Below are 24,584 nucleotides of genomic sequence, written 5' to 3' on the forward strand. Positions count from 1 at the left end.
CACACGCGACGGCCACGAAGGCGGTAGACGGCCCGGCAGCCGTTACGCCGGTTTTCTGTTCCATTGCTACTCACACCCCAATGTGACGCGAGCGCTCGCACGTCACACCAGAGCGTGACGCGCGAGCGCCGGGACCTTGCGTGCTCCCGCCTTTCCGAGGCCCAAGGCGTCGGGGCCGGGCCACATTCGCAGGGTTGCAAACATGGCCAAGGTGAGGCCACTTGAGAGCTTACGACGATCCGCACCGCGTCGGGTTCGAGGGCATCACATGAGCGTCACGCACCCTCATGCGTCACGCGTGATGCATCACGGTCGCAGCGTGACGCGTCACGCCGTCACGCGCTCGCGAGCGCTCGGGTGCGACGCGAGCGGCCCGCCGCAGGCCGGGCTGGGGACTTTGGAGGCTCCGTTCATTGGACCGACAGGCGCTCAGCTCGGCAACTCCTGCCGCCGGAGGCCACCGTCGCTACCCGGTTCGACGATTTAGCCGCCGGGATGATGACGCGGCCCCGGTTGGCTCGTCGTGGCCCTCGCCTCTCCCGGACCATCGATCCCCCAGATTCCCCCGGACCGGCGGCGGGTTGCCCGCCTCGACGACCGGTCCATCCTGCCGGCACGGAATCGGCTCGCCATCTTATGCACATGAGCCAGTCGCGAAAAATTAACCCGGTTAAAGCTTGCATCACGGGTGCGGACTGTTTCAAATAAGCATGGAAGCAAACTAAACGCATCAGGAATCCGGCCTCCCCGGAGTTCCGTCCGTCCCCGAACGGGGTCGCGGACCGGCCGGCGACGGCGTGGACCATTCGCATTCACACCATCGAATGCGAACATGGAAATCCTATGTAGTGGCGTTGTGCTGACATCGGCGAGGACGCAACCTTGCGACGATGCCGGGCCAATCTCATGTTCGTCGCGAGTTCCCGCTCCCAGACCCCCATCCGACGATGCTACGAGGAGGCGAGATGACTCGACCGTTAGCCGAGGTCCGGGGCCGTAGAAAGTCGACCCGCAGGCGGCCCGATGCGCCGCGACAGCTGCTCGGCCCGGAGTTGCTCGAGGAGCGCGTCACGCCGGTTACGGGAATCCAGAGCCTGGCCGGCCTCCTCACCTTCTCCGGGGATTACCACAGCGCCGGCGGGGACATCGTCTTCGACGGGGACGTCCAGATCGGTGCCTACGTCTCGGAACTTTCCAGCTTCGTCCCCCTGCTGGAGGTCGAGAACGGGGAGGTCAGTTTCGACCCCGACTCGACCAACAACCCGACGGGCAACTTCGCCTTCACCGGGACCGTCGTGCCCGTCCAGGGCGGCGTCGCCGACACCTCGCTGACGCTCATGTCGGGGCAGGACGTGACGCTCAACGCGGGCACGATCGTCAACGGGAACTTCTCGCTCCAGAACCCCGTCAAGTACCAATGGGGCAAGGCCGAGTTCCAGCTCGACTCCGTCTCGCTCACGACGCACGACGGCGGGAGCGTGATCGCCTTCGAGGGGGAGCTGGACGTCACCCTGCCCGGCAAGGGGCCCAACGGGCAGGGTAATCAGATCAGCGCGTCGTTCAACGCGGGTGACTACCTGTACTACAGCGCCACCGACGGCTTCGAGTTCGGCGGCTTCGCGGTGGGCTTCACGGGCGGCTTCACGGTGGAGGGCGTGACCCTGCAGGCGAACGGCCTGACGCTCGACATCTCGGATACCGAGGGGGACTTCACGATCTACGGCTCGGCGTCGCTCAGCACGAGCTCCCCGTCGGGGGACCCAGGAGACACGACGTTCGCGATGGTGAACGTGTCGGTGTCCCTGGGTACGTCGGTCCAGCCCGGCCTCGTCTTCGAGGATTGGCTGCCGACCAAGGTCAACGTCCAGATCAACGGCGGCTTCGCATTCGGCGGCCTGGACGTCAACACGGAGAAGCGCCCGAACGAGCAGTCCAGCCTCACCCTCGTCTATCCCGACGCGGAGGGTGACATCGCGCTGAGCGGGAGCGTCGCCCTGAACCTGCAGGCGTTCACGTTCACGGCCAGCCTCGAGGGCCCCGGGAAGACGACCGGGATCAGGATCGACCCCGATACGGGCGCGATCCAGTTCAAGGGCGGGAGGCTCTCGCTTTCCAACATCGAGCTCGGCGCGTTCAAGGTCAACAGCGCCTACCTGGTGTTCCAGGAGGGCGATGACAACGGCCTGGATTTCAAGCTCGGGGGCGGTGCCTCCGTCACTCTGCCGAAAGGCCTGATGGTCGCGGGTAACTTCCTGTTCGAGTTCGACAACGGGAAGTTCGAACTGCAGGACCTCTCGCTGTCCCTCTCGGGGCTCAACGTCCCGCTGGGGGACACGGACATCTTCATCACCTCCTTCTCGGGCTCGCTCGACGGGATCGGCACCCCCAACTGGTCCGTGGCCGGCTCGATCGGGCTGGGCTTCGGGCAGGAGGTCACGGTTCAGGGCAAGTCGGTGCGGATCATCGAGGCGGTCGGCGGGTTCACGCTCGACAAGGACGAGCTCGACCTCTACGGCGACGTCGGCGTGGCCGCCTACATCGATCCGCAGACCAAGCTCGTCAAGTCGCTCATCGGCACTACGGTAGACGGCGACGTCAAGCTCGGCTGGGGCGACGACACCTATGCGGTCGACATCAACGGGTCGTTCGCGGGCGGCCTGTTCACCGTGGGCGGGCATTTCCTCTTCGACAACGGCGCCATCCTCATGACCGCCATGGCCGCCATCGAGGTGCCTCCCAAGATCCCCATCATCGGCGGCATCCAGCTGGCATCCGCGAATTTCATGTTCAAATACGACCCGAACCTCGGCACCCCGGAAGGGTTCCTCGCCGCCTGGGTCCACATCGCGATCGTCGGCGACATCGGGTTCAAGTACGACATCTTCAGCGGCGACATCTCGTTTCTGGGCAACAGCGCCGTGGCCGCCCTCGAATCGGGCCACGACGACGGCCCGACTTACAACACCTACTCGACCACCTTCACCATGCCCGACGGATCGGTGCAGGGCCAGCCGCCGGGCAATACCGGCTTCAACTTCATCGCGCGATGGCCGGTGGTCAACGGCGGCAATTATTTCATCACCGTGGCCAACGCGGCCGGCCAGTATCTCACCGACTCGGGGGGCAACCTCTCGGGGTACATACCGGGCGATGACGGCGCGAATCTCCTGTCGACCTCCTCGAACATCTACCTCGTCGCCCCGCCGGGACAAGGCACGGCCGGTATGCAGCTCAGCAATTCCATATCCGACCCGCTCCCGGCGGGGACGTATACGTTCTCCCTCCACACCACGGATACCCTCGACCCCAACGCGATCGTCTGGTCGGGCACGCCCGTCTATACACCCTGGCCGGGCGCCGCCCCCATGAACGACGTGACGTGGGACGGGTCGGTCGGCACGTTCTCCGCCCCCTTCTCCGTCGACTCCGCCTTCGTCGCGAATACAAAGTCGACGCTCTATTTCACGACGGACTCCTCAGGGTTGGCCACGGGGATCAGCACCGGGGGAGTGAGCGTCGCCATAGGCACGATCGGTTACGACCCGCATAACGGCGTCCCCCTGGTGTCGGCGACCGTCGATGTGAATAGGTTGGGCCTCGCGGCCGGCCTCTACTATGCCTACTTCGTCATCAATGACGGCTACGATGTGCCCTTCACGGCCCCCATCACGGTCGGGGCCTCATTCACGGCCCGGCCTCAGTTGACCGGCACCCTGACCGAGACCGGCGACGGACGAAGCAGGCCGCTCTCGGGGTACACCGTCTACATCGATCGGTTGGGCACGGGCAACTTTGCGAACGGCGACCCGATCTCGATCACCGACGCCGACGGGACCTTCAACTTCTTCAACACTCCGGACCGGCTGGGCGGCCTCACCCTCGAGCCGGGACAGACCTACTCGGTCGGCGTCGTGATCCCGCCCCAGGGTTTCGTGATGGCGAACGACGGGCCTCCGTTGACCCAGTTCACCTTCAACGGGACCCAATCCGTCGTCAACCTGCAGGTCTGGCAGCAGGCGACCATCGCGGGTCGCGTGCTGGATGACGGCGACGGCGCCGTGGGCGTGACGGTCTACATCGACTCCAACAATAACGGACAGCTCGACTCGGGCGAGGCCAGCACGGCGACGTTGAACGACGGCACCTACGAGTTCATCGGACTGCCGACGCCCTTCGGCATCAACCCGCCGACCGTGATCCGCTACGTGCTCCCGGACGACTACGTGGCCGGCCCGGGGGCGAATTACTACGACGTCACGGTGTTCCCCGACCCGTATGCGCGCTACGATGGCAACGACTTTCTGATCAACCGGCTGCCGACGATCCAGGGGGTGGTGACGGGCTACAAGATCGGCGATAGTTCGGGCCCATCGCCGCAGGCGGGATGGACGGTCCAGTTGCTGGACTCGTCGGGCAATGTCGTGGCGACGACGACGTCCGACGCCGATGGCCGCTACGAGTTCCAGGGCGTGGCCGCCGGCAGCTATACCATCCAGGAGCAGGTGCCCCAGGGCTGGCGCCAGGTCTCGCCATACACGAGTACTCCGGGCCTGGACACGGCTTGGGACCCTTTTAACGCGGCCGTGTCGGCGGTGGCGGTGGCGGATTTCAACAACGACGGCGACCTCGACCTGGCCACATTCATCGCCGGTGCGAGCCAGATCGACTATGCCTACGGCAACGGCGACGGGACCTTCGGCCCGGTCATAGCCTATAGTTCGGGCCTCCCGCAGACGTCGAACGACCTCCAGACGGGAGACTTCGATGGCGACGGCTACACGGACCTGGCCGTGCTCAACCAAATTGGCGGGGTCACCGTCGTATTCGGCAGCCAAGGGGGCTTCACGAACTCCGTCGTGGCCTTCGATCCCGTGGCCCAGAATTTCGCCGGAGGGCCCGTCTTCGGCATGGCGGTCGGGGGGGACTTCGGCACGAGCGGAAACAACTCGACCCTGGGAGTCTACGGCGAGGATCAGGGAGCATTCGGTTTTTATTACAATTATGCAGTCGTCCTCGATTACGCCGGGGGCCAATTCTGGACGACGGCACAGCTTGCCATACCTTCGGGCGTTTCGGGCTCGTTCCACTCGATCTCGGACCACGCGATGGCCTTCGGCGACCTCAATAATGACGGCCTGCTCGACCTCTTCGCGAACTTCGGCTACACGCCCGACGATCAGGACGGTGCCCTGATCTTCTACGGCCACGGGGACGGCACCTTCGGCGTTCCCGACGCTTCACAGAACTACGGCCCGGACCTCACCTTCCCCGTGCCCTCCAACGGCGGCCCGATGGCCCTGGGCGACCTCAATGGCGACGGGATCCTCGACGTCGTCACGTCCGACTTCAACGGCGCCGCCTCCGACCCTGCCACTTCGAACCTCTACGTCTTCCAGCAGTCCGCCGTGGCCATCTGGATCGGACTCGACGGCAATCCCGCCTCGGCGAGCAGCCCGGGCCTTCCCGTCAACGGGCCCTTCAACGGCCGTACGTTCTGGGTGCCCCAGATCGCCATCGCGAACATCGTGGGTGGCGCCAATCCCGACATCATCCTGGCGGAGTATCCGTACGACTCCGGCAGCGGTCAGACGCTCGTGTATATCAACCAAAATCAGGGCAACCAGCCGAACCAACTCTCCCAGTTCGGAACCGGCGCCAACCAGTTCTTCTTCAACACCACGGCGAGCGGCTCCAAGACCAACAGCATGGCACTCGGGGACCTCAACAATGACGGCCAGATCGATGTGGTCCTGGGCGACGCGGCCTACAACGCGGGCTCTCAATACGGAGGCGGGATCTGGACGCAACTCAACACATCCCGGACGGTCCTGACCAGCCCGTCGGTGTCGGCCGCGCTGGACAACACCTACGAGATCGACTTCAGCAACGTCCAGGCGGGCCAGGTCTCGGGCCAGGTCTACCTGGACGCCAACGGCAACAATGCGCTGAATGCGGCCGAGAAGGGCCTGCCGGATGTCCGGGTCTTCATCGACCTGAACAGCAACGGCGTGCTCGACCCGGGTGAGCCGGTCACGACCACCGACCGCATCGGGTATTACAGCTTCGAGGATCTCGCGCCCGGCATCGCCGGCACGGTGCGTGCCCTCATCGGGGATTCGGCGGAAACCGAGGAGGTCGTCGGCGGGATCAGCTTCGTCGTGGGCCCCTTCGGCGCCCCTTTGCTCGCCAACGTCGCGGTCACCCCGCGATTGCTCGGGCCGGTGAGCGACGTCGCCGTCACGGCCGGGCAGACGCTGGGCGTAACCCTCGGCCTGGAGCCCGGCGTGCGCAGGATGCAGCCCGGCCGGCCCGGCATGCTGGTCTTCACGATCGATCCCGGTGCACCCGCCGGCCTGGAGGTGGATCCGGCCACCGGGCGGCTCGTCTGGACCCCTGGCGTGTCGCAAACGCCCGGCAACTACCGGGTGACCGTGCGTGTGATCGATACGAAGGATCCCACGTATACTGACGCCCGGGCCTTCACGATCACCGTGCAGGCTCCGCACGTCACTCCGCCTCCGCCCCCGCCGACCCCTCCACCGCCCCCGCCGCCGCCCATCGATACCACGCCGCCGCAGGTGGTGAGCCTCGCGCGCTCCGGCTTCGGCTACGCACCGACCTTCCTCGTGCTGACCTTCAACGAGGCCCTGGATCCGGCCCGAGCCAGGGACGTCGGCAATTACGTGCTGACGACCTTCGCGGGCCGCCGGATCCCGATCGCCCTCGCCTTCTACGACGCGGGCTCGACCACCGTCACGCTCGTTCCGGCGCGCCGCCTGCCCCTGGCCCTGCGCTACGTCCTGAAGGTCGACGGCTCGTCGGGCGGCCTGACGAGCCGGTCGGGCATCCCGCTCGACGGCCAGGCCGACGGGCGCGCGGGGGGACTATGCGGCCTCGATCGTCAGGTTCCGGGTCGCGCCCATCTCGACGCGATCCCCCGCGACGGGCACCGGCGGCCAGTCCCGCCCCGCCTGGTGGCTCGCGGTGCTCTCCCCCGCCGACGGCCTCCAGAACCGGCTCGCCCTCGCCGCACGGGGAGACCGGGCTGCCGCGGCGATCGCCCCCCAACTCCAGGCCTCGAGCCCCTCGGCCCGGGCCGTCCCAGCGGCCCAGGTCCACGCGGCCTCGTCGGGGCCGGCGGAGGCCGCCGAGGCCTTCTATCGCGACGAGGCGCTGGCACGGGCTTATCGCACCGCGGCCAGGCGCCCATGGCTCTCATTCGAGGCCGACGGCCTCTTCCCCATCGAGTGAGCTCAAGACGCGATATCTCACGTTGCCCGAAGCAATTTTCGAACCTCGACATCGGACGCAGGGAGGAGCGTAAGCAATTCCCCGCGTCCGAAATCGGGCAGCCCGGACCGGGGAGGCGGAGTGGTCGAGAACGCCACAAGACTGTCACGCACCATGACGGCACCCTCGCCGTGGGCGAGGTGGCGATCGAAGGGTCGGAGACGGTGGCGCATCTGTCGGGGTTCGGCGCGATCCGCGTGGTAAAGGTGGTCTCCCGAGACGGGGACGTTGAATACCGGGCGACGAACGATCCGGCAATGGACGAGCTGGCACGCTTGACGGTCGCGGAGCGGAGCTGGTCGACCGAGTCATATCGTCGGGCGCTAAAGCAATGCTGCGGTGTGGAGCGAGCTCAGGTGCGCTTGGCGAAGGGCCAGCGGAACAGGGCGATTGCGCCACACTGGGCAATTTGGGAAGATGGCGTCATGACGCCCCGTGAATGGGAGGCTGAGGGCCGACCACCGGGACGGCGACCCGCGCATGGCCTCACCTCGCATGACCGACATCCCTTCGCCTCGCATCAGTGATCACTTCGCCTCCCTCACCGACCCTCGCCGCGCCAGGGTCGTCCACCCCCTCATCAACATCGTCACCATCGCCCTCTGTGCCACCATCGCGGGGGCCGACGACTTCGTCGCCATGGCCGCATGGGCACAACGCCACAGGGCTTGGCTCGAGCGGTTCCTCGACCTCTCCGCCGGCATCCCCTCCCATGATCGCCTCAACATGATCTTCCGGAGGCTCAAGCCCGAGGAGTTCGAACGCTGCCTCCCGGCCTGGCTCGCCGCCCTGCACGGCACCGGCGGCGGCACACTCGTGGCCATCGACGGCAAGGCACTCCGCCGCAGCTTCGACAAGGCCACCGCCCGCTCGGCCCTCCATCCGGTCGGTGCCCGGGCCGTGTCGCAGGAGTTGAGCCTGGGCTGCGTCGCGGTGGATCGGAAGAGCGACGAGATCACCGCGATCCCCCGACTGCTCGAGCTCATCGAGCTGTCCGGGGCGATCGTCGCCATCGATGCCATGGGCTGTCAGACGGGGATCGCCGAGGCCATCGTGGAGGGGGGCGGCGACTATATCCTGGCCGTGAAGGAGGACCGGCCGACGTTGCATGAGGGCCTGATGGGCTTCTTCGCGGGCCACGCGGAGGACGACTTCGCCCGGGTCGCGGTGAGCCGCCACGAGACGGACGAGGAGGGGCACGGCCGCGCGGAGCGTCGGGCCTACTACGTGTGCGACATCCCGGCGGACCTGGCCGATGCGGAGCGTTGGCCTGGTGCAGGTCGGCGTGGCGATCAGCGACACGAAGGGAGGCGGGAGGTCGTGCGATGACGTGCGGTGCTATATCCTGAGCCGGCGGCTGAGCGCCCGGCGGTTCGGGACGCTGGTGCGGAGCCACTGGGGGATCGAGTCCATGCACTGGCAGCTGGATGTGGGCTTCGGCGAGGACCAGAGCCGGGTGCGGAAGGATCATGCTTCGGCGAACCTGGGTGCATTGCGCCGGATGGGATTGAGCCTGCTGAAGAACGAGGCCGGCAACAAGCTCGGTGTCAAGAATAAGCGCCTGACGGCGGCGTGGGATACGGATTATCTACGCAAGGTTCTGTTCGGCATATAAGTTAAGGTGCAATCGCCCTGGGAGGCACCCCGGCCCAGCGCCTGCCGGACACCCCACGGATTGGGCGGGCGTAGCCCAGGAAGGTGCCCAGGCCATCTCCCCGCCCCGGTACTTGTGCCACCAGTGGAACAGCCGATTCGAGGCCGCGAGCAGATCCGCACCCACCGCCGATCCCTCGTCTTGGCGATCGATCATCGCCTGGAAATCCCGGCGAAGATGCGACCAGCAATATTGGTGTCGCTCAATCCAGTCGTAGCTGGGGAAGCGGTCGCTGATGACGACCTTCGCCTCGTCGGTCCCGAGGATCGAGCGGGCGACGTCGGCACTCCGATTGTCGGCGATCGTGAAGGCTGTCAGGTCGCCGGCCTGGCCGACCCAGAGCCACGTCTTCTCGTTGGCCTCGGACCACGACGTCTCGTCGATGTGGGCCGAGGTAGCCGCCTTGATCGCGGCGGCCACCTCGGCGACCACTGGCTCCAGTACCTCGGCGGCGCGGCGCTCCAGTTTGGAGATCATTCCTAGCGAGACGTTCAGCCCGAACAGGTCGGAGGACAGCTGCTGGATCGGCCGCTTGGCGAGCCGGTACGACCCGGCGAACATGGCCAGGATCGCCCACAGGCGAGGGCCGAAGGGGCCGGTCGGGACTCCGGCGGGCAGCTCCGCCCGCGTCGCGGCCCCGCAGCACGAGCAAGTCAGCCGGTGGAGGCGGTACTCATCGACATCGGGGCGGACCGGCGGGATCTCGGCGACTTGGTGCCGCGCCGGATCGGGGTCATCCCCTCGGAGCGCGGCGCCACAGCCCCCTCAATGCATCGGCTTGACCTCGAAGGTCTCCCGGATCTGGTCGGGCGGGACGAGCGCCCGGGTATGTCGCTTGTGACCGGGCTGGCCGCCACTCCTCCGCCCGGATGGCGGGGCCGGAGGTCGCCGTTTGACCTTCACGGCGGGCGGGTCCGTCGAGGGCGGCTTGGACGAGTTGGTGGAGTTCTGGTTGAGCCTCGCCTCCAGGTCTGCGATCCGATTCTCCAGGGAGGCGATGACAGCCAGGATGGCCGTCTGGGCTCCCGGCGGTACGGTGTTCCAGAACGATTCAGGGATCGAAGGGTGAGGGCTCATACAGGAGATTCTACGAGCCTATAGCATCCGAAGTTCGAGCCCGTGAACGGCTACTTTCTATCTTATCGCTCGTAAAGAGACGGGGCAATACACCTATCTTGAACTCACAATTCCTCTTTGCATCGGGTAACATCAGCACAATACAGATTTGAAAGACCGTTTATTTTGCGGGGTCACACGCAGTCCCTGCCAAATGATCTCCGCGAACATCATGATAGTACTATTTTGAGTTTCGAAATCGTGCATATGTCAATCTGATCTGGTGATGGCTCGGGGAGCCCAGATCGTCATGAGGATGTCGTCGGCCTGAAACTTGCCCCGTTCTCCCATCTCATCCGGATTCCGCGACCTTCGATAGGTTGTGCGCCGCGATCCCCCATCCGACCCACCGGCCCGGCCCATCCCATCCTCGCCCCGATATCGGCACCGTCTCAGCCCGAAATCCCACTTCAGCGAGTGGATCCGCCCCTCGATCCCCGCACGGAACCGATACCCACGGCGGAACCAACGCTCTTTCTCGAGCGCCCGGCGACCGGGCGGGGCCTTGCCCAAGTGCGGCAGGGCGACATGCCTCACGCCACGCTCCTGGGCCAGGCGTTGGTTCCCCGCCCAGGGCCAGCGCACATTTAACTGTTCACAGAGAAGGAGTTTGTGCAAAACGTCTCCAGAAAGGGCTGCCCTTCAAGGGCTGTCCGAGCTGCTCGAATCATGCCCAGTGGGGTATCAGGTCCCGAAACCTGTAGGCTCGTCGGGTACGATCGGCGTGGGCAGGAAGCCATTCTCCAGGCGATTCAAAGCTTTTGTCGTCACTTCCAACTCATCAACAACAAAGTGTGCGATGGCCCTGTCTCAACGCCGCCGAGCGTCTCCTTATTGATGTCGCGGGGCGTATTATGCGGACGGAGTTGCCGGGATGGGCCGAACGCGGCAGTGGAGGCCAGGGCCTTGCGTATCTCGCGCACCGAACTGATTGAAAGTCGTTCAGCCTATCCAGGCGATGGTTCGCATCCCTTCCCTGCCCTAACCATGAATCCGCTTTGTGCCTGTCGATGTCATGTTCGTCCGGCCGCGGTGCCATCCGGTTTCCTGCACGCCGACCGGGATCGGAGCCGACAGGCCCGGAGTGCGGCCACCCTTGAATTGTCCTTCGCCGATCTCGAACCGATCGCCCCATTCGTTTCCAGGGACCGGCGATTGCCAAGGTCACCTTTCTGGCCTGAATCCAGCCCGCCCACGGCCTGACTCCCGCGAACCTACAGCCGCATCCGCCCGGTGCAACCGGAAAAACGGCTTTCACAAACGCTGTTTGCCCGAGGCGTGAACCTTCCGTTTTTCCCGTTGCACCGGGCACCGGCCCCGCGATGGGGCCGGTGGGCCATGCCCGTCTTTGCGGCCGATTGGTCGCTCCCGTAAGGCCCGATGGTCGGGCTGAAATTCAAGGAAAGGAATAAGTTATGGCATCACCGGCACACAAGATCCGCTTCGGCAACCTCTCGGTCACGATCTGGCGCAACAGCAGCGAGAAGGGCGTCTGGTACTCGGTCAACCCCGGCCGCTCCTACAAGAAGGGCGACGATACCTGGAGGGAGACCGACAGCTTCGGATACGACGACATCCTCTCCGTGTCCAAGCTCCTCGATCAGGCCCACAGCTGGATCGCCAAGCAGATGCAGGCCGATACGAAGTCGCGCAAGGCCCGCGAGGAGGCCAACAGCGGCGACGAGTGAAGCCCTCGGGCGGGCTCCGGCCCGCCCGCCTCTCGGATCAACCTCATGTAGAAAGTTCTGAAATGCGACCCATTGTCATCGAATTAACCCGCGCCTTATTCCCCCTCGGCGAGGTCGTCATCACGGCCAACGCCCATGCCCGGCTGGACCCAGTTGACGTCAAGCACGGCCTGGGCCGCCACGCCCGGGGCGACTGGGGCGAGGTCTGCGAGGAAGACCGCGAGCTCAACGATCTATCGCTCAGGGAAGGTTCCCGCCTGCTGTCGGTGTACCGCTCGGGCGACGAGCGGTTCTGGATCATCACCGAATGGGACCGGTCGGTGACGACCGTCCTGCTGCCGCTCGACTATTGACCTACCGGGCGGGCGATCATGCCCGCCCTTCCAACCGAAGGAGACTATCATGAAGAAACAACGACACATCACCTACAAGGTTTGGCTCGAGATCGAGCGGTACGACGAGCGGACCGGCTCCGGGGAGTCGATGGATGCCCCGGGCGCCTCGCTCGCCGGCTTCGGCGATTATGCCGAGGCGTGGGACTATGCCGAGCGGGTGGCAAGCCTCGCGCAGGCCATCCGCATCGAACCGTGAGGAGACGCGTCATGGCTAAATACACCGTGCATGTTTACCGCGAGATGCGGCTCACTTTCGAAGGGATCGAGGCCGAATCCTCCGAGGCCGCGTCCCTCATCGCCCGCGATAGATCGACGGACGACGCCGACGACGTCGCCGACTGCGACGGGGAGGATCTCGCCGCCCTGGTGGACTTGGTCGGAGACGAGCATCACGAGCATTCCCGCGTCTTCGATTTCGGGCCGGAGGTGCTGCGCAAGGCCGCCCCCGCATTGCTCGCGGCCTGCCGGATGGTCGTCGAGCGATGGGAACAAGGAGACCTCGCCGAGGCGGCCAGGGCCTGCCAAGACGCCATCGCCAGGGCCGCGGGCAGCAGCCCGCCCTGGGAGGACGAATCCTACTCCGTCCTGCTGCTCTACCCCGACTACGCCAACGAAACGGGCGCGGACACCTACTACGCCTTCGTGGAGGCCCCGGGCCCCGTCGCGGCCGTCGCCCTCGCCCGGCGTGACGCCGCCGCGGCGAAGGATGGCGAGCGGATCGAGCCGGAGGATCTTGCGGTGCTCCTGGTGACGCAGGGGCATCACGCAAGCGAGCCATTATTCAACGAGTAACGCAGCCAAGGAGAGGAACCTTGCCATGAAAATACAAGAAAATTTCAACACCCCCTGGAGTATGCGAATCGAGCGAGACGGCACCGAGGATATCGCCGTCATCGTGGACGCGGGCGGCGACGAGCTCCTGCGCAGCCGCCCCTTCCGGCTGCCGGAGGACGACGAGCCGGTGCCGCCGGAGCTCGCCGCCATGCGGTTGATCCTCGCCGCCCCGAAGCTGCTGGCCGCCCTCGAGGGCGTGATCGTTCATGCCGAGAGCAAGGCGCGCGGTCCGGAATCCCCCAAGGATTGCGCGGAGGACGACGCCGAAGCCGGGCGGGCGTGGCGGCCCCTCGAGCGATCTACATTCGTCCTCGACGACGCCGAGGGGGCGAAACCGCATCCGGCACCGGCCGAGGCCGACATCCGGGCCCTGCTCGCGCGGCGTGGGCAGATCGCCGCCGTATGGAGGGTCGAAGACGTGCAGGCTATCCGCCCCGACCTGGACGACGGTCGGGCTTGGCAGGTGCTCGCCGCCGTCGAAGATCAGCTCGATGCCAGCCTGGGCATCACCTGGGATACGCTCAAGGACGCCGCCATCTGCCTATTCGGTGAGTCACCAGAAACCGATGAAGCGTGAGGAGGGAGCCGTGGAAGCCATCGAAATCGCCACCGTCGAGCGGGAGGGCCGGACCTGCCGCATCGCCATCCACCATGACGAGGACGCGCCCGACCCGCTTGAGGAGGGGGCGACGCCAACCCGCGAGCGTGCCTGCCCGCGGATGCCGCATGCGGCGAGGATCCGCTGTTCAAGCGGTCGAGGGCATCCGATAACCGTTGCCAATTCCAATCATTTTAAATAGTATTCATGAATGGAAAATACTTCTAGAGATTCTGACGCCCTCGGTGGCGAGTTCGACAAGGCCGCACTCCACGCCGATAAGACAGCAACAGAGGCCGCGGACGATGCCCCGGGATTGATTCGCGCGGCGGGCGAGGAGGCCGTCGGTCACTATCAGGCGTACCTGAGTAAGTTTGCACCCAAGACACGAAAGAATTACCACACGCTGATTTCACGTTTCTTCCGTTGGGCCGAAGCCCGCAAGCTCACGCTCGCAGTCCTCTCCAGATCCGACATACTGGCCTATGTCAGCGAGATATCCGGGCGACTAGAACCGCAAAGCGCTCATCAATATTTAAGGCCAGTCCTCGGCCTATTCGATCTCCTGGCCGACCAGGGATTCGTCTCTGCCGATCCATTCGACGGATATCACCGCGGACTCGCAGATCGGCCAGGAACAGTGTCAGACCCCGGCGAGGCGACGGATTCGGGAAGATCGTTCCCTTGGCTGGACGTGATGGCAATGTTGACGAACATGGAAGCGGAGAGCCTACGCCGTATCTTCGGAGAGGATGGCGCGGCGGAGAGCCTCATCAGGTTCGCGCGCTGGCGCGATGGCCGCCCTTGCACCCGCTGTGGCACCCTGAACGATGATCGGTGGGCCGACCGACCGGGAGGAGGCGGCGATCGATGCCGTAAATGCGGGTGGCACTACTCGCTGCTTTCAGGATCTCCCTTTGAGGTGTCCCCGGTACCGTTGCGTGATGGCCTGTACTTCCTGTTTTAAGCCTTTCTTCGCGACCGTCCCGCAGCCGATATCGACGAACTGGCGCGGGAGCGTGGCATCGATGCGGCGGACGCCAACCGGTTTATGGGGCGGATTCAGGACGCGTTGGCGAATGAAGGCCTTGCTGTCGGCGAAGGCTTGCGGCAGGCGGTGGAGCGCAAAGATCGAGAGATGAGGCAGACTGAGGTTGTCCGCGCCATCCAGGAGTACGCAGACCTCATGGCGTGCCGTGATATCCTGATGGCCGCCCGAAATGGAGGGACCATCGTCTCTGATCTGCCGCCAGGCATGACGCTTGACGAGGCAGTCGATTGCGTCGACGCCCAAATTGCCGATCATGACCGCTACCTGATCGAACATAAGGACGGCTATCTTTCGCGCCGTCTTGCCGAAGCGGGCGAAAGACCATCCGAGGTCGAGGATGGACCTCCCGCTTCCTCCTGATCCCCCTACCCGGCTGGTTCGATCATCATTCGCAGTGAGCGAGCGGCTTCCCGAGAGTTACGTCCCGCTCCTTTGCGACAGGGGCAGACTGCCCGTGCATGACTCGTCCAGGCGCGCAAGGGCATATGCGTGTTGAAAGCCTACACCGCTGAAGTGCGTTAGCCGGAGGCCGAATGGCAGGCAGAAGGACAACGGCGGGGGGCAGTGGGAAGGAACCGACGGCAGCGGGCCGGGCAGGCGAATCCCTGACAAGCCGTCGGGCGTTTGCACCGCTCGAACTCGGCCGATGATCCCATGGCCGCCAAGCGGCCATCTTCAAGCCGACAGGCTCACGCGATCTCCTCCACGCTGATCCTGCGGATGAGCGTCGCCCGATCGTCGGTGCATCTCGTCGACATAACGCCTCCGTTATCAGGGGCCGTGATCCGGGTACGGAAAGGGGGGCCGCACCATCGCGGCCTGCCGATCATGACTCCGACTTGCCGCTTGGGCGTTGGGCCGACTCCCCCTCGGTCTTTCGCCGGTATTGGCGGGGGAAGCCTTTGGGGTAGACCTCTACGCGGGCCGGCCGCTTCGCTTTCCGGCCTCGGCCGCAGAAAGTTTCGACGTCTCTCTCCCCGGACAGGAGGAACTTGAGGAAGCTAACCCCCCGATACTTGCACGCCTGGTAAACGCTGAGCAAGACGAGATAATCGGAGACCCCCTGCGCCCTCATCTTCCCGTCGGAGACCCGGCGGTAGTACGCGAATGCCTTGATCGCGTGCTCGGCGTTGTTGTTGTTCCAGGGAACGCCATCGTAGTCCAGGAATGTGAACAACTTCTCCTCGTTCTTGGCGAGCCGCTTCTGGTAGCCCTCCGCCAACTCGGAACGGTAGACGCGGGCGGCCAGGTCTCGGAAGAACCGCGCGGCGTCCGCTTTGTGCTTGCGGAGGTGTCGTTTCTTCAGTCCATACTTGTCGATGGTCGCCACGATGGACCTCAGCAATGCGCCGAACTCCGCAGCCAAAGCCTTGAATTGCTCGTCATATGGGTTGTTCTTCAGATCGTGGTTGAGGTCCCGGATCAGATGCACCAGGCACTTCTGCTGCGGGCACGGGAGCGAGTCGTAGCCGCTGTAAAAGTCGGAGACGAGGACCCCCTTGAAGTCGCCGAGTAGCCGTTGCAGGTAGTCCGCCTCTCGGCTGGGGCGATAGAAATAGGCCACGTCCTCCATGTTCGTCAGCACCCAGACGTATCCCTTGCCTCGCTGCAGATTGACGTGCGTCTCATCGGCATGGGCCACCGCACCGCGCACGATCCTCGCGAGGATGCGTTTCCACGCGGTCCGGTAGCGGTTAGCCATGAGGGCCTTCATCATGAACAGCTCCTGGAGGCCGACACGCAGGCCGAAGCAGTCCTCGAACATGGTCTCAAGATGCTGGAAGCTGACTCGATGGACGATGTGCTGATACATCGCCCAACTCTTCAGGCCGTGCAGGTGCTTGTCTCGCCTCTTATATCGCTTCGGCAGGAACTGCTTCTTGCAGCCCTCGCACTGGTGCAGGGCGGCGGTGTAGTGGATCACTTGCCGACGGATGCCCCCCGAGGAGAACTTGAGGTCGTACGCGACTTTGACGTGCATCCGGTCGTCGAATCGGGTGATTCGATCCCCTTTGCAGAACGGGCACTTTCTGCTCCTGATCTCGACCTTGCGGTCGGGTCGCAACCTCCTGGCTTTCCTCCGCTCGCGATGTCGGGCGCCAGCCTTCTCGACAGCCCGACTGGTGCGGAGGAAAACCTTCTCTCGCTGGTAATCGAAATAGGCACAGCGGTTGACGAGTTCAAAATCGTCAAGGACGAAGTTTTGACCCCACTCCCGGCGGCTCGACGGGGCGACGACGTCATCTGCCCAGGTCACGGAGCAGCTCTCGGGCGGCGTATTCCCTCCTACCTCGCCGCGGTGCCGTGCGGCTTCGCCGATCGCTTGGACGTATTCCGCCACGCGCTTCAGGGCCGCACAGTCCTCGGCGTTGTACGCGAGGAGCTTTTCTTTCCAGCCGGGTTCCTGGGTCTGCTCCCACCTCGCCCGCCACACCAGGCTTTGCAAGCCGGAGGCATTCTCCTCGGACCACGTGCAGCCCAGATGGCGGCCGACCTCCTTCAGGCCGTTCGAGAACGTGGCGAAGTACACCTTGGCATGGATCTCGGACAGGACGTTCACGGCGTTGCTGGCGATCCGGTCAACGAGCTTCTTCCGCTTCACCGCCCCCCTCATCCTCCTCAGGATCGCTTTCTCGTAGCTGCCGTAATGGAAGAGGGCGAGGTCCTCGTACCCTGCCAGCAGGTCCAGGAAGGAGTTGAACGACTGCTCCTCTTGGTCCGGGCCGTCCGCCCAAAAGGCGTATGGTTTCAGGGAACCGCCCTCGGCGACGAGCACGCCCAGCAGGTAGGCGAAACTGCCATCGGTGTTGCCTTCCGCGTCGAAGAAGACCTGCACCGGCTTCCGGGGGAGATCCGGGACCCCGTAAACGTGGGTCCTTTTCTCTCGAATGGCCAGGGCCTGCAACGAGCTATAGCGGGCGGCTCCCGGCCGCTTCACCCGCTTGCCCCTCTTCCGAGGGCGGAACGTGCACGACAACTGCGTGAGGGTGAAGATGCCCTTCCGGTTATACCTCTGCAGCTCCTTCGCGCCCACGGCACCCAGGAGGCTAATATCATCCTCCTTCAATGCGTGCGCGCGACACCGCTGGCGGAACTCGCAAAGCGGGCAGTGGCCGTTGAGCGTCAGCCGGGGTGCCTCGCCTCCTGCCCGGAGCTGTCTCATCTCTCCGAGGATCAGTTCCGCTTTGCGGTAGAGCTTCGAGTCTAAACGGACCTTCATCAGCCTGCTATCCGGCCCGTGGACGAGCAAACCGAAGGCGGGTTGCTTCCCCTGGACCTTGCCGAGAGCCAGTCCGTACATCGCCAGAAGCTGCTTCTGTCGATGCCCGGCTCGCGATCCTTCGTGGTGGAGAATCGGGACGTAGTGATGGCCTCCGATCTGCGAGGGGCCATCGGCCATCCTCAAGCCGTCGAAGTCCAGCGACAGGTCGTCGTCCCTGAGGACGGCATCGACCAGTAGCGGCATCCCCCGCTTCAAGGTAGCTGGGGTGATCGCCGCCCCACTGTCAGCGTTCCCTTCGCCAAAACGTGCCATGAGTCGGGATAGGGCCTCGGCCCGTAATGTCTGACTTGACGACGCGAGCAGCGCCTCATACTCGGACGGAGTTCCCTGCTCCCCGCCGAGCTTGAGATGGCCTTTGTACCCGCAGTTCAGGTAGGACTCGATGACGTGCCGGGTGATGAGAGTTGGCATAGCAGCGGGCTCCGATGGGCTCCTCACGTCAGCGACGTGGGATGGTCGGGGGTTGCAGGCCCCATGCGAGCGATTACGTCCGGGGCTCGCCTCTCGGCGTCGTCAACTCGGGCGGGTAACTGTTGGCACCGTGCATCGAGACGGCCGCCAGCCGGCGGAGTCGGCCGAGTTCGTCGGCATCGGCCCACGCGACCCACAACTTGTCGTACGGCGTCTGCCGGCCATGTATCCAACCCTTCCGGGTCCAGCCCCGCACCCTCTGGAGTGGTACGCCCAACTCGCCCGCCAGCGCGGGCAGCCACCATTCGTCCCGGCCGAGGGGCTCCACGTCCCGCTTCCGGGTCAGCCCGAACCGCGCGAGTAGCTGCCACACCTGCTCCCTGCTGAACGGGTTGCACCGCCTCGGCGGGCTGAAGCCATCATGGTTCAGGGCGCGGGCGATCTCGCCCGCGGTCCGGCCCTCCCCGTGGAGTTCGACGACGCGGGACCGCAGCCGATCGTTGTCCCGGAGTTGCTGATAGGACCGGACCGGGCGGAGGACTTCGTGCTGGCTGGTGAACCCTCCCTGCCAACGGATCGTCACGTCGACGTGCTCACTGTCCGGCCGGACGTGGGCCGTCACCCGCTCGATCAGCCCGCGGATGATCTCCTTCCGGTCGGCGTTCGTCGTCCCGGCCGACTCCCACAGGGCCGGCAGGTCGGCGGAGAGGGCGATAATCCGCTCCCGGTCCTCGTCAGACAGATCCGGCGGGGTCGAGCGAGCGAATCGGTCGTATTCCTCCTCGGCCTGGCGGAGGGCCTTCAGGGCGTCCTCCCACCGTCGCTCCAGCGTGCGGGCCACCAGCCGGTTCTCCGGGTCCACGGCCGCGTACTGTCGCTCGGCCCGGCCGGCCTCGTACCGCGCCCGCTCCACGCGGTGCCTCCAGTGGGCGTCGAGCCGCTCCCGCTCCCGCCGCCCGTCCTCGATCGCCTTCAGGCTCAGCCCGATCGACGCCGGCTCCAGGGCCGTCATCACCTGCCGCACGACGAGCCCGTCGATCGGGGCCGCCGCAAGGCCCCGGCAGGCGTCGTCTCGAGCCTGCTCCAGGTGGCGGGAGCAGGAGTAGAACGGGCGCCCGGCATGCCGGTAATGGGTGCCCATCTGGACTTCCCCACGAATGGTGAGCGCGGAGTTAACGATTATCGGGCGCACTCGTACTCGATCGGGGACTTGTAGCCCAACGCCGAATGGCGACGGACGCGGTTGTAGAACACCTCGATGAACTCGAAGAGGCTCGCCTTCGCCTCCTGCCTCGTCCGGTAGTCCTCGTCGTGGACGAGTTCCTTCTTCAGCGTGGCGAAGAAGCTCTCCATCGGCGCGTTGTCCCAGCAGTTCGCCCGACGGCTCATGCTGCAGGTGATCCCGTGCCCGGCGAGGATCCGCCGGTAATGCTCGCTGGCGTATTGGCTGCCGCGGTCCGAGTGGGCCACCAGCCCCTCCTCGGGCAGGCGTCGCGCCACCGCCATCTCCAGGGCGTCGACGACTAGCCGGCTGTCGATCCGCTCTCCCATCGCCCAGCCGACGATCCGGCGCGAGTGCAAGTCCTCCACGGCCGCCAGCTAGAGCCACCCCTCGCGCGTCGGGATGTAGGTGATGTCGGCCGTCCAGGCCCGGTCTGCCGCCTCGGGCTCGAATCCCCGATCGAGGACATTCTCGGCCACGGGCCGGCCGTGGTCGGAGTCGGTCGTGCAGCGGAACTTCCGCTTCGTCTTGGCGGCGATCCCATGCTCGCGCATCAGCCTGGCCACGGTGTTCACGCAGCAGGGCTTGCCGCGGGCCACCAACTCGGCGTGGATCCGCGGGCTGCCGTAGCGGGCCTTCGCCTCGCCGTGGACCTCTTTGATGGCACCCACCAGCGCCTCGCTTGTCCGAGCCCGGGCGCTCGCCGGCCGCCCCCGCCAGCCGTAATAGCCGCCGGGCGTGACCTCGAGGGCCCGGCACATCAGGCGGACCGGCCAGTCCCGGCGATGGTCCTCGATGAATCGATACCTCATGAGGATTCCTTCGCGAAGAAGGCCGCCGCTTTTTTTAAAATCTCCCGCTCCATGCGGAGCTTCTGGTTCTCGGCCCGCAGTCGGCGGAGTTCCTCCTCGACGGCCGGGGTGTTGCCCTTGCCGGGGAAGGCCTGCTCCCCCTCGGAGGCCAGGGCCGTCTTCCAACCCCTCAGCAGGCTCTCGCCGAGGCCCAGCTCGCGGGCGACCTCGGCCAGGCTCTTGCCCTCGGCGGCGATCCGGCGGACCGCCTCGACTTTGAACTCGCGGGTGTAATTCCTTCGCTGCTTCGCCATCTCTGACCTCCTCACATCGAGCTTACGCTCTTTTCGGAGCGCTCACCATTCGTGGGGAAGTCCAATCCGCCGCCCGCAGGTGCCGCAGACCAGCACACCCGACAGCAGCCCGGCCCCGGACCGGGCCATCCCGACCGACTCGACGTGAGCCCGGTTCCGGCGGAGCCGGTCCTGATTCGCCTCGTATTGGTCCCAGAAGTAGCAGACGGACTCCCACCGAAGTCACACCTCGCGGACCATCCTCGGACCTGCCCATAATCGGGCTCGCGGCGCTGCTCAGTCTCGTCGAATGGATCGAAGGGCGCCGGATCAAGTCCCGACAGGGAGGCCCCTCATGCGACGATCATCGGGCGAAAGTGTCCCCCCGCGCCGGACAGGGCCGAGGGCGTTCCCGCCGCCGGGCCGGCTCTGGCTGGCCCTGACCGACGACCGGCGGCAGCGGACGCTCCGGGCGCTCAGCCGCGTCATGGCCCATCAACTCGCGGCACCGCCGGCCGGAAGAGAGGTGGCACATGATGAGCCATGACCCGTCCGCCGGTGCCCCGGGCGGCCTGCCTGCGGCCGCCCGGGGTCGGCGATCGCCCAAGATCCGAGACCGGCATCTGGACCTCCTGGCGGTCATCTACATCCGCCAGTCCAGCCCGCAGCAGGTGCTCGACCATAAGGAGTCGCGAGAGAGACAATATGAGCTGGTCGGCCAGGCACTGGCCCTGGGGTGGCCCGCCGATCGGGTCCTGGTCATCGATGACGACCAGGGTCGGAGCGCCAGGGAGCCCGACCGACGGCGCGGATTCCAACGGCTGCTCGCCGAGGTCACGATGGATCACGTCGGCCTGGTCCTGGGCCTGGAGATGAGCCGCCTCTCCCGGACGTCCAGGGAGTGGCACCACCTGCTCGAGGTCTGCGCCCTCTTCGGGACGCTCCTGGCCGATCAGGACGGCGTCTATGACGCCAACGACACCAACGACAGGCTCCTGCTCGGCCTGAAGGGGACCATCAGCGAATTCGAGCTCATTACCATGAGGAATCGATTGGATCGAGGCCGGCTCCACTAAGGCCGAGCGCGGAGAGCTGTTCTCCAAGGTCCCTTGCGGGTACGTCAAGCTGCCATCCGGCGAGCTGGCCTTCGACCCCGACGAGCAGGCCCGCGACGTCGTGCGCCTGATCTTCGACAAGTTCGATGAAATCGGTTCGATCTATGGCGTGTTCCATTATCTGGTCCGGAACGGCATCCGCCTGGGGATGCGAGCTCAGGGAGGGGCACTCCGCGGCCAATTGACCTGGCGTCGTCCCGTGCTGCCGACGCTGAACCAGATGTTGCACAACCCGACCTACGCCGGGGCCTATGCCTACGGGCGTCGCCGGGACGAGCCGAGGGCGAAGGCGGCGGGCGGCCACGGACGAGGGCAACGGTGGCTGCCGATCTCGGAGTGGAAGGTGTTACTGAAGGACCGCCTCCCGGCGTACATCGGCTGGGATCGATACCTGGCGAACCTCCGACGCCTCGAGCAGAACCGCTCGGTCGCCGGCTCGCCGGGCGCGCCGCGCGGGGCGTTGCTCTGCTGGCGGGGCTGGTGGCCTGCGGCACCTGCGGCCACCGGATGCACTCCGCCTATCCGAGCAAGTCCGCCGCATATTATTCGTGCGAACAACACCTGAAGGTGGGCACGGGGCCGAGGTGCCACGGCCTGAGGACGACGCCGGTCGATGACCTCGTGGCGCGCCAGGTCCTTCGCGCCCTGGAGCCCGCGGCGCTGGAGCTGAGCCTCCAGGCGGCCCGGGACGTCCGTCAGGAACGCGACCGCCTCCACCGCCACTGGGTGCAACAACTGGAGCGGGCGCGTTATGAATCGGGGCGTGCCGAGCGGCAGTACCACGCGGTCGAGCCGGAGAACCGCCTCGTCGCCCGGACGTTGGAGCGTCGCTGGGAGGAGGCATTGAGCGATCAACGTCGGCTCGAAGAAGAATATGACCGATACCGACGGGACCGGCCTGCCGAGCTGAGCGGCGACGAGCTCGCCCGGATCGCCGCGTTGTCCCGCGACATCCCGTCGCTGTGGGAGGCCCCGTCGACGACGCCCGCCGAGCGGAAGGAGATCGTCCGCCTGCTGGTCGAGCGGGTCGTCGTCCATGTCCGCAAAGACAGCGAATATGTAAACGTGGAAATAGAATGGAATGGCGGCTCCAAGAGTCGCCACGAGGTCATCCGCCCGGTCCAGCTCCACGAGCACCTTCGCGACCACGCCCGATTATTCGAGCGGCTCGCCCGGTTGCGCCGCGAGGGATTCACGGCGGGCCAGATCGCGGCCCGGCTCAATGAGGAAGGCCTCCGGCCGCCGAAGGCGGCCGGGGCTACACGGCGATGTCCGTGAGGAAGCTGATGTCGCGCCGCGGGTTGAGCGACGGCGGGAAGGACGAGGGGCGACTGGGGAAGGACGAATGGTGGGTGTCCGGCCTGGCGCGAGAGCTCGGCGTGTCGGGCGGGAAGCTTCGCGACTGGGCGGGCCGGGGTTGGTTACATGCCCGGCGAGTCTCGGCCCACGGGCCGTGGATCATCCGGGCCGATCGGAGGGAGAGGGAGCGACTGCGGAAGCTCATGGCCCACTCGAGACGCGGGGCGGTCGCCTACCCCGCTGCGATGACCGGGCCGATCTCGAAGGGAAAGCGGCGATGATTCGCCGGATTGGACACCACGGCCCTCCGCCGAGGAGGGTCGACGACGCGTGAAGATGGAGGCATTATGGCTGCAACATCCATGTGATGTAAGCCGGCACCCGGTCCCGGATCAGGACCGCCCATTCCTCCTTCGGGAGCCGCCGCGACCGCAGCTGGCCGGACTGATAGGACGGCCGCCTCCGGTCGACCGCCTGCCGGCCATACACGTAGGCCCCGGCATACATCGGATGGTGGAGCACCCGGAACAGGGTCGACAGATTCGGCCGCCGCCATTCCAGCTCCCCGCGCCTCGGGCCCCTATGGGTGCGGATGCCGAGCGTGACGCCGTGGCTGACCAACTCGTGGAGGACGCCGTAGACGCTCCCCCGCTCGGCGAACGTGTCGAAGATCATGCGGACGACCGCCCGCACCTGCTCGTCGGAGTCTATCGCCACCTGCCCGGACGGGAGGAGGACATAGCCGAGCGGCACGGCAGTGAACAGCTCCCCCCGCTCGGCCTTGTGCCGCTTCCCCCGATCCAGGCGATTCCGCATGGTGAACGCCTCGAATTCGCTCATCGTCCCCTTCAGGCCGAGCAAGAGGCGGTCGTTGGTCTCAGTCGGGCTGTACACGCCGTCCTGGTCAGCCAGCAGGGTGCCGAACATGGCGCACAACTCGATCAGGTGGTGCCAGTCCTTGGACGAGCGGGCGAGCCGGCTCATCTCCAGGCCGAGGACCAGCCCGACGTGATCCATCGTGACCTCGGCCAGCAGCCGCTGGAATCCGGTCCGGTACTCGGCAGCCCGCCCGCTCCGCCCTTGGTCCTCGTCGATCACCAACACGCGGTCGGCCGCCCAGCCGAGGGCGACCGCGTGGGCCGCCAGGTCGTACTGCCGGGCCCTGGACTCGGTCCGCTCCATGACCTGCTGGGGGGTGGACTGGCGGACGTAGACGACGGCCAGCCGATCGCGGTGACGATCCAGGATCTTGGGCGACCGGACGCTACGGACCAGCGGCTCGCGGACCCGTTCGAGGCCTGCGTCAGCGGGCTGAGCCTCGGGCTTCAGCGTCGGGATTGTGCGACTACTCATGAGACACCCCCGCGGCCGGCGGAGGTGGCTGCTGCTGCCGGATGACCCGGCTGAGCGTAAGGAGCAGGTGCTCCCTCGCGGCCTCGGGGAGGCTCGGCCAGAGTCGGCTCAGCGGGACGCGGATCGGGCGGTCCGTCGGGCGCGGGGGCGCGGGGCTCTGTCGCCGTGGCATGGTCCAAGCCCTTGTCCTG

The 24,584-nt window shown here is 65.9% G+C and carries 19 protein-coding genes and 3 pseudogenes; 13 read left to right on the plus strand and 9 right to left on the minus strand.

Annotation, left to right across the window (positions count from 1 at the left end):
* The first annotated feature begins 965 nt into the window (after nt 1–965).
* Both ACOYYX_RS20720 and ACOYYX_RS20725 read left to right on the plus strand, forming a co-directional pair.
* Entirely contained in the window at nt 966–7,817 is a 6,852-nt protein-coding gene (locus ACOYYX_RS20720) for an FG-GAP-like repeat-containing protein (RefSeq protein ID WP_422923292.1), read from the plus strand.
* Nucleotides 7,786–8,905: pseudogene (locus ACOYYX_RS20725) on the plus strand (ISAs1 family transposase). Before ACOYYX_RS20720 ends, ACOYYX_RS20725 begins: the two are co-directional and overlap by 32 nt.
* On the opposite strand, the gene ACOYYX_RS20730 reads toward ACOYYX_RS20725, so the two are convergent.
* From ACOYYX_RS20730 to ACOYYX_RS20740, 3 genes and pseudogenes are all read right to left on the minus strand, one after another.
* The gene (locus tag ACOYYX_RS20730; RefSeq protein WP_422923294.1) at nt 8,879–9,505 is read right to left on the minus strand and encodes an IS66 family transposase; all 627 of its coding nucleotides are present in this window, start codon (nt 9,503–9,505) and stop codon (nt 8,879–8,881) included. The pseudogene ACOYYX_RS20725 and the gene ACOYYX_RS20730 overlap by 27 nt on opposite strands.
* Nucleotides 9,506–9,709: 204 nt before the next feature.
* Nucleotides 9,710–10,021, minus strand: a complete 312-nt coding sequence (locus tag ACOYYX_RS20735; RefSeq protein ID WP_422923296.1) for a DUF6444 domain-containing protein — start codon at nt 10,019–10,021, stop codon at nt 9,710–9,712.
* Nucleotides 10,022–10,352: 331 nt separating this feature from the next.
* Nucleotides 10,353–10,630: pseudogene (locus ACOYYX_RS20740) on the minus strand (transposase); the annotation flags it as partial.
* An 845-nt stretch (nt 10,631–11,475) separates the two neighbouring features.
* Here ACOYYX_RS20740 and ACOYYX_RS20745 point away from each other — a divergent pair.
* The 6 genes from ACOYYX_RS20745 (at nt 11,476) to ACOYYX_RS20770 (ending at nt 13,777) form a co-directional block, all read left to right on the plus strand.
* Nucleotides 11,476–11,748, plus strand: a complete 273-nt coding sequence (locus ACOYYX_RS20745; RefSeq protein ID WP_422923297.1) for a hypothetical protein — start codon at nt 11,476–11,478, stop codon at nt 11,746–11,748.
* 62 nt (nt 11,749–11,810) lie between these two features.
* On the plus strand, nt 11,811–12,101 hold the full coding sequence (locus tag ACOYYX_RS20750) for a hypothetical protein (RefSeq protein WP_422923299.1): 291 nt from the start codon (nt 11,811–11,813) through the stop codon (nt 12,099–12,101).
* Nucleotides 12,102–12,150: 49 nt separating this feature from the next.
* Nucleotides 12,151–12,339, plus strand: a complete 189-nt coding sequence (locus ACOYYX_RS20755; RefSeq protein ID WP_422923301.1) for a hypothetical protein — start codon at nt 12,151–12,153, stop codon at nt 12,337–12,339.
* A gap of 11 nt (nt 12,340–12,350) precedes the next feature.
* Entirely contained in the window at nt 12,351–12,935 is a 585-nt protein-coding gene (locus ACOYYX_RS20760) for a hypothetical protein (RefSeq protein WP_422923303.1), read from the plus strand.
* A gap of 25 nt (nt 12,936–12,960) precedes the next feature.
* Nucleotides 12,961–13,554, plus strand: coding sequence for a hypothetical protein (locus ACOYYX_RS20765; RefSeq protein WP_422923304.1), 594 nt, complete (start codon nt 12,961–12,963; stop codon nt 13,552–13,554).
* A gap of 10 nt (nt 13,555–13,564) precedes the next feature.
* The gene (locus tag ACOYYX_RS20770) at nt 13,565–13,777 is read left to right on the plus strand and encodes a hypothetical protein (protein ID WP_422923306.1); all 213 of its coding nucleotides are present in this window, start codon (nt 13,565–13,567) and stop codon (nt 13,775–13,777) included.
* A 702-nt stretch (nt 13,778–14,479) separates the two neighbouring features.
* Here ACOYYX_RS20770 and ACOYYX_RS20775 read toward each other — a convergent pair.
* The 4 genes and pseudogenes from ACOYYX_RS20775 to ACOYYX_RS20790 form a co-directional block, all read right to left on the minus strand.
* A complete protein-coding gene (locus tag ACOYYX_RS20775) occupies nt 14,480–14,902 on the minus strand; it encodes a hypothetical protein (protein WP_422923307.1) in 423 nt (140 codons plus the stop codon).
* A 550-nt stretch (nt 14,903–15,452) separates the two neighbouring features.
* Nucleotides 15,453–18,320, minus strand: a complete 2,868-nt coding sequence (gene tnpC, locus ACOYYX_RS20780; protein ID WP_422923309.1) for an IS66 family transposase — start codon at nt 18,318–18,320, stop codon at nt 15,453–15,455.
* 73 nt (nt 18,321–18,393) lie between these two features.
* The gene (locus ACOYYX_RS20785; protein WP_422923311.1) at nt 18,394–19,461 is read right to left on the minus strand and encodes a hypothetical protein; all 1,068 of its coding nucleotides are present in this window, start codon (nt 19,459–19,461) and stop codon (nt 18,394–18,396) included.
* 38 nt (nt 19,462–19,499) lie between these two features.
* A pseudogene (locus tag ACOYYX_RS20790) lies at nt 19,500–20,647 on the minus strand (IS3 family transposase).
* A 334-nt stretch (nt 20,648–20,981) separates the two neighbouring features.
* Here ACOYYX_RS20790 and ACOYYX_RS20795 point away from each other — a divergent pair.
* The 5 genes from ACOYYX_RS20795 to ACOYYX_RS20815 all read left to right on the plus strand — a co-directional run bounded on the left by ACOYYX_RS20795 (nt 20,982) and on the right by ACOYYX_RS20815 (nt 23,321).
* Nucleotides 20,982–21,173 (plus strand): hypothetical protein, encoded by a 192-nt coding sequence (locus tag ACOYYX_RS20795; RefSeq protein WP_422923313.1) that lies wholly within the window; start codon nt 20,982–20,984, stop codon nt 21,171–21,173.
* Nucleotides 21,160–21,702: a recombinase family protein gene (locus tag ACOYYX_RS20800; RefSeq protein WP_422923315.1), complete on the plus strand. Its 543-nt coding sequence runs from the start codon at nt 21,160–21,162 to the stop codon at nt 21,700–21,702. The genes ACOYYX_RS20795 and ACOYYX_RS20800 overlap by 14 nt, the downstream gene beginning before the upstream one ends.
* A gap of 100 nt (nt 21,703–21,802) precedes the next feature.
* Nucleotides 21,803–22,306 carry a recombinase family protein gene (locus tag ACOYYX_RS20805; protein WP_422923317.1) on the plus strand — a complete coding sequence of 168 codons (504 nt, stop codon included), beginning with the start codon at nt 21,803–21,805 and terminating at the stop codon, nt 22,304–22,306.
* Nucleotides 22,249–23,019: a hypothetical protein gene (locus ACOYYX_RS20810; protein ID WP_422923319.1), complete on the plus strand. Its 771-nt coding sequence runs from the start codon at nt 22,249–22,251 to the stop codon at nt 23,017–23,019. Before ACOYYX_RS20805 ends, ACOYYX_RS20810 begins: the two co-directional genes overlap by 58 nt.
* 8 nt (nt 23,020–23,027) lie before the next feature.
* Nucleotides 23,028–23,321 carry a hypothetical protein gene (locus ACOYYX_RS20815; RefSeq protein ID WP_422923321.1) on the plus strand — a complete coding sequence of 98 codons (294 nt, stop codon included), beginning with the start codon at nt 23,028–23,030 and terminating at the stop codon, nt 23,319–23,321.
* A gap of 64 nt (nt 23,322–23,385) precedes the next feature.
* Here the strand turns inward: ACOYYX_RS20815 and ACOYYX_RS20820 are convergent, their stop codons facing one another.
* The gene (locus ACOYYX_RS20820; protein WP_422923323.1) at nt 23,386–24,393 is read right to left on the minus strand and encodes a recombinase family protein; all 1,008 of its coding nucleotides are present in this window, start codon (nt 24,391–24,393) and stop codon (nt 23,386–23,388) included.
* Nucleotides 24,386–24,565: a hypothetical protein gene (locus ACOYYX_RS20825; protein ID WP_422923325.1), complete on the minus strand. Its 180-nt coding sequence runs from the start codon at nt 24,563–24,565 to the stop codon at nt 24,386–24,388. Before ACOYYX_RS20825 ends, ACOYYX_RS20820 begins: the two co-directional genes overlap by 8 nt.
* Between the last annotated feature and the right edge of the window lie 19 nt (nt 24,566–24,584).

It is taken from the genome of Singulisphaera chitinilytica (genome assembly GCF_049331405.1).
In the GTDB taxonomy this organism is placed as follows: domain Bacteria; phylum Planctomycetota; class Planctomycetia; order Isosphaerales; family Isosphaeraceae; genus PoT.

Coding starts and splice junctions, on each gene's coding strand:
- ACOYYX_RS20795 (WP_422923313.1), top strand. CDS start 20,982: ATGCGACGATCATCGGGCGAAAGTGTCCCCCCGCGCCGGACAGGGCCG.
- ACOYYX_RS20765 (WP_422923304.1), top strand. CDS start 12,961: ATGAAAATACAAGAAAATTTCAACACCCCCTGGAGTATGCGAATCGAG.
- ACOYYX_RS20800 (WP_422923315.1), top strand. CDS start 21,160: ATGATGAGCCATGACCCGTCCGCCGGTGCCCCGGGCGGCCTGCCTGCG.
- ACOYYX_RS20820 (WP_422923323.1), bottom strand. CDS start 24,393: ATGAGTAGTCGCACAATCCCGACGCTGAAGCCCGAGGCTCAGCCCGCT.
- ACOYYX_RS20825 (WP_422923325.1), bottom strand. CDS start 24,565: ATGCCACGGCGACAGAGCCCCGCGCCCCCGCGCCCGACGGACCGCCCG.
- ACOYYX_RS20750 (WP_422923299.1), top strand. CDS start 11,811: ATGCGACCCATTGTCATCGAATTAACCCGCGCCTTATTCCCCCTCGGC.
- ACOYYX_RS20720 (WP_422923292.1), top strand. CDS start 966: ATGACTCGACCGTTAGCCGAGGTCCGGGGCCGTAGAAAGTCGACCCGC.
- ACOYYX_RS20815 (WP_422923321.1), top strand. CDS start 23,028: ATGTCGCGCCGCGGGTTGAGCGACGGCGGGAAGGACGAGGGGCGACTG.
- ACOYYX_RS20745 (WP_422923297.1), top strand. CDS start 11,476: ATGGCATCACCGGCACACAAGATCCGCTTCGGCAACCTCTCGGTCACG.
- ACOYYX_RS20760 (WP_422923303.1), top strand. CDS start 12,351: ATGGCTAAATACACCGTGCATGTTTACCGCGAGATGCGGCTCACTTTC.
- ACOYYX_RS20775 (WP_422923307.1), bottom strand. CDS start 14,902: ATGTTCGATCAGGTAGCGGTCATGATCGGCAATTTGGGCGTCGACGCA.
- tnpC (WP_422923309.1), bottom strand. CDS start 18,320: ATGCCAACTCTCATCACCCGGCACGTCATCGAGTCCTACCTGAACTGC.
- ACOYYX_RS20755 (WP_422923301.1), top strand. CDS start 12,151: ATGAAGAAACAACGACACATCACCTACAAGGTTTGGCTCGAGATCGAG.
- ACOYYX_RS20730 (WP_422923294.1), bottom strand. CDS start 9,505: ATGTTCGCCGGGTCGTACCGGCTCGCCAAGCGGCCGATCCAGCAGCTG.
- ACOYYX_RS20810 (WP_422923319.1), top strand. CDS start 22,249: ATGCACTCCGCCTATCCGAGCAAGTCCGCCGCATATTATTCGTGCGAA.
- ACOYYX_RS20785 (WP_422923311.1), bottom strand. CDS start 19,461: ATGGGCACCCATTACCGGCATGCCGGGCGCCCGTTCTACTCCTGCTCC.
- ACOYYX_RS20735 (WP_422923296.1), bottom strand. CDS start 10,021: ATGAGCCCTCACCCTTCGATCCCTGAATCGTTCTGGAACACCGTACCG.